General features: G+C 58.1%; 2 rRNA genes. Both read left to right on the top strand.

Going from position 1 to position 2,578, the window contains the following annotated elements:
• A 16S ribosomal RNA gene (locus tag C491_RS08350) occupies positions 1 to 1,276 on the top strand; the annotation flags it as partial.
• Between the two features lie 587 nt (positions 1,277 to 1,863).
• A 23S ribosomal RNA gene (locus C491_RS23485) occupies positions 1,864 to 2,578 on the top strand; the annotation flags it as partial.

Genomic DNA, 2,578 nt, shown 5'->3' with positions numbered 1-2,578 from the left:
GAGAGCTCGAAATGCCCCGGCGCCAGAGGATGTGGCTGCGGCCGATTAGGTAGACGGTGGGGTAACGGCCCACCGTGCCAGTAATCGGTACGGGTTGTGAGAGCAAGAGCCCGGAGACGGTATCTGAGACAAGATACCGGGCCCTACGGGGCGCAGCAGGCGCGAAACCTTTACACTGCACGCCAGTGCGATAAGGGGACTCCAAGTGCGAGGGCATAGAGCCCTCGCTTTTCNGAATAAGTGCTGGGCAAGACCGGTGCCAGCCGCCGCGGTAATACCGGCAGCACGAGTGATGGCCGCTCTTATTGGGCCTAAAGCGTCCGTAGCTGGCCGCGCAAGTCCATCGGGAAATCCGCACGCCTAACGTGCGGGCGTCCGGTGGAAACTGCGTGGCTTGGGACCGGAAGATCCAGAGGGTACGTCCGGGGTAGGAGTGAAATCCTGTAATCCTGGACGGACCACCGGTGGCGAAAGCGCTCTGGAAAGACGGATCCGACGGTGAGGGACGAAAGCTCGGGTCACGAACCGGATTAGATACCCGGGTAGTCCGAGCTGTAAACGATGTCTGCTAGGTGTGCCACAGGCTACGAGCCTGTGGTGTGCCGTAGGGAAGCCGTGAAGCAGACCGCCTGGGAAGTACGTCCGCAAGGATGAAACTTAAAGGAATTGGCGGGGGAGCACTACAACCGGAGGAGCCTGCGGTTTAATTGGACTCAACGCCGGACATCTCACCAGCATCGACAGTAGCAATGAAAATCAGTGTGATGAGCTTATTGGAGCTACTGAGAGGAGGTGCATGGCCGCCGTCAGCTCGTACCGTGAGGCGTCCTGTTAAGTCAGGCAACGAGCGAGACCCGCACTCCTAATTGCCAGCAACACCCTTGTGGTGGTTGGGTACATTAGGAGGACTGCCAGTGCCAAACTGGAGGAAGGAACGGGCAACGGTAGGTCAGTATGCCCCGAATGTGCTGGGCAACACGCGGGCTACAATGGTCGAGACAGTGGGACGCAACCCCGAGAGGGGGCGCTAATCTCCGAAACTCGATCGTAGTTCGGATTGCGGACTGAAACTCGTCCGCATGAAGCTGGATTCGGTAGTAATCGCCGTTCAGAAGACGGCGGTGAATACGTCCCTGCTCCTTGCACACACCGCCCGTCAAAGCACCCGAGTGAGGTCCGGATGAGGCCCCTGTACGGGGGTCGAATCTGGGCTTCGCAAGGGGGCTTAAGTCGTAACAAGGTAGCCGTAGGGGAATCTGCGGCTGGATCACCTCCACAGACCGNCTGTACGGGGGTCGAATCTGGGCTTCGCAAGGGGGCTTAAGTCGTAACAAGGTAGCCGTAGGGGAATCTGCGGCTGGATCACCTCCACAGACCGAGACCACCCCGACGGGGTGGCTCACCACATGCGGTCCCGTTCGGTTAGCGCCCATCATGGGCCGACCGGGCACCTTTGAACTACCGAGGCTCACACCATATCTACGCTCTCCACCTCGCGTGGAGAGTGGGCCCATAGCTCAGTGGGAGNTTTGCAAGGAGGATGCCCAGGGTTCGAATCCCTGTGGGTCCATACTCGGGTTGGATCGAATCGTGCCCCTTAAGTGGGGCAGGCGATTGTGGTCTAATCCGAACGAACCAATGCACCAGCCCGCGTAAGTGTGGCTGGGAAGGGTTAATGCAGGCCAGCCGTCTACTGGCGTGCAGATGAGACCGTGTGTACGTGTAGTCCAGGCGTCCACTGGACCCNAATGCAGGCCAGCCGTCTACTGGCGTGCAGATGAGACCGTGTGTACGTGTAGTCCAGGCGTCCACTGGACCCGTTCCCGGGTCACTGACGCGTTGTCTCTGACAGCGCAGATCCGACGAACGTGGCTACTGTGCCAGCTGGTGGATCGCTCGGCTTGAGAGCTGAAGACGGACGTGCCAAGCTGCGATAAGCCCAAGGGACCCGCACGGAGGGAAAGAACTTGGGATCTCCAAATAGGAATCCTCTCGCAATTGCCTTGCGCAATGGGGAACGCCGGAAATTGAAACATCTTAGTACCGGCAGGAAAAGAAAACGCAACGTGATGTCGTTAGTACTGGCGAAGGAACGCGATACNCAGTCCAAACCGAAGCCTTCACGGGCAATGTGGTGTTCGGACTGACGATCACTTCCCGAACCTCAACACGAAGTCTCCTGGAACGGAGCACGAAACAGGGTGACAGTCCCGTACTGTCGATTAGTAAGGAACGAGTCAGCTCCAGAGTATCGGGGGTTGGATATCCCTCGTGAATATCTCAGGCATCGACTGAGAAGACTAAACACTCCTCAAGACCGATAGCGAACAAGTAGCGTGAGCGAACGCTGAAAAGCACCCCGAGAAGGGAGGTGCAATAGGGCGTGAAATCAGTTGGCGATGGAGCGACTGGGCACAAAAGGTCTGCTGCGAAATGAACCGGGTGCGAACCCATAGTAAGAAGCAGCGGAAGCCGGTGTCCAGTCGTACGTTTTGAAAAACGAACCAGGGAGTATGCCTGATTGACGAGTCTAACCCGATCATCGGGGAAGGCGTAGGGAAACCGACAGGGCCGCAGC

This window comes from Natronococcus amylolyticus DSM 10524, assembly GCF_000337675.1.
Classification (GTDB): Archaea; Halobacteriota; Halobacteria; order Halobacteriales; family Natrialbaceae; genus Natronococcus; species Natronococcus amylolyticus.
This window is presented reverse-complemented; position numbering and strand designations above follow the sequence as displayed.